The sequence below is a fragment of the Flavobacterium psychraquaticum genome (assembly GCF_034497725.1).
Classification (GTDB): Bacteria; Bacteroidota; Bacteroidia; order Flavobacteriales; family Flavobacteriaceae; genus Flavobacterium; species Flavobacterium psychraquaticum.
Window position 1 is genome coordinate 1 of sequence record NZ_JAXKVR010000004.1, and the last position, 1,758, is coordinate 1,758.

1 protein-coding gene is annotated in these 1,758 nt (G+C 40.0%); it reads right to left on the minus strand.

Going from position 1 to position 1,758, the window contains the following annotated elements; translation table 11 throughout:
- Positions 1–891 precede the first annotated feature (891 nt).
- Positions 892–1,221: a GIY-YIG nuclease family protein gene (locus tag T1L09_RS00020; RefSeq protein WP_322548903.1), complete on the minus strand. Its 330-nt coding sequence runs from the start codon at positions 1,219–1,221 to the stop codon at positions 892–894.
- Between the last annotated feature and the right edge of the window lie 537 nt (positions 1,222–1,758).

Consider the following 1,758-nt stretch of genomic DNA (forward strand, 5'->3'; position numbering starts at 1 on the left):
GAGTAGCCTGTCTTGAGCCACGTCGAAAGGGAGTCGAGATGGATTTGAGAAGTCTCGACTCCGCTCGACCTGACAAAATCTAGCTTTAAATAATAATAATAATAGTGAAATTACATAGCATAAAAACTACTTCTCTGTCATATCGAGTAGCCTGTCTTGAGCCACGTCGAAAGGGAGTCGAGATGGATTAAAAAAGTCTCGATACTTCGACAAAGCTCAGCAAAGGCTAGCTCGACTTGACAGAATAGTAGTTGTAAGTTTTTGAATCAAGCAACACATTTTCAAATCGAGTAGCCTGTCTTGAGCCACGTCGCAAGGGAGTCGAGATGGATTATGTTTTTACAACGACAGTCTCGATACTTCGAAAAGCTCAGCACAGGCGAACTCGACTTGACAGCGTGTAGTGTATTTTGAGATTTTATTATAACGTTAATGTTGTCAAATCGAGTAGCCTGTCTTGAGCCACGTCGAAAGGGAGTCGAGATGGATTTGAGAAGTCTCGACTCCGCTCGACCTGACAAAATCTAGCTTTAAATAATAGTAGTGAAATTACATAGCATAAAAACTACTTCTCTGTCATATCGAGTAGCCTGTCTTGAGCCACGTCGAAAGGGAGTCGAGATGGATTAAAAAAGTCTCGATACTTCGACGAGTTCAGCACAGGCGAGCTCGACCTGCCCCTTCGACTCCGCTCAGGATAACATAGTGGAATTATATTTTATAAAAACTACTCCTTTGTCAAATCGAGTAGGCTGTCTTGAGCCGAATCGAGAGGGAGTCGAGATGTTTAGGTTTTTCATATAAGAGTCTCGATACTTCGACAAGCTCAGCACAGGCTAGCTCGACCTGACAGAATAGTAGTTGTAAGTTTTTGAATCAAGCAACACGTTGTCAGATCGAGCGGAGTCGAGACTCATTATTCTTTGAATGGGTTTCATTTTTACACTCCGATAAAAGTGGTAATAGATCCCAATCATCATTTATAATTGCTTTTTTTTTAGCACGACTCCATTTCTTGATTTTCTTCTCAAAATATATCGCTTGATTCGGTTCTGTAAAATCTTGATACCAAACTAATTCTACAGGTCTTCTTGAGCAGGTATATGCGTCGGGATATTTTCCAGCATTGTGCTCCATTACTCTTCGGTCTAAATTTGAAGTAATGCCCACATAATAGGAGTTGTCGGAACATTTGAGGATGTAAACGTAATAAAATTTCATGGCTTATATTTTTAGTAAAGTAAAAATAGAAAATATTTTCTTAATTAAAAAGTCTCGATACTTCGACAACTCAGCACAGGCGAGCTCGACTTGACAGAATAGTAGTTGTAAGTTTTTGAATCAAGCAACACATTGTCAGCTCGAGTAGCCTGTCTTGAGCCACGTCGAAAGGGAGTCGAGATGGATTTGAGAAGTCTCGACTCCGCTCGACCTGACAAAATCTAGCTTTAAATAATAATAGTGAAATTACATAGCATAAAAACTACTTCTCTGTCATATCGAGCGGAGTCGAGATGGATTAAAAAAGTCTCGATACTTCGACAAAGCTCAGCAAAGGCTAGCTCGACTTGACAGAATAGTAGTTGTAAGTTTTTGAATCAAGCAACACATTGTCAAATCGATTAGCCTGCCTTGAGCCACGTCGCAAGGGAGTCGAGATGGATTTGAGAAGTCTCGACTCCGCTCGACCTGACAAAATCTAGCTTTAAATAATAATAGTGAAATTACATAGCATAAAAACTACTTCTCTGTCATATC

Bases quoted from the DNA above. Each gene is read 5' to 3' on its own strand.
- T1L09_RS00020 (WP_322548903.1), bottom strand. From the start codon at position 1,221: ATGAAATTTTATTACGTTTACATCCTCAAATGTTCCGACAACTCCTAT.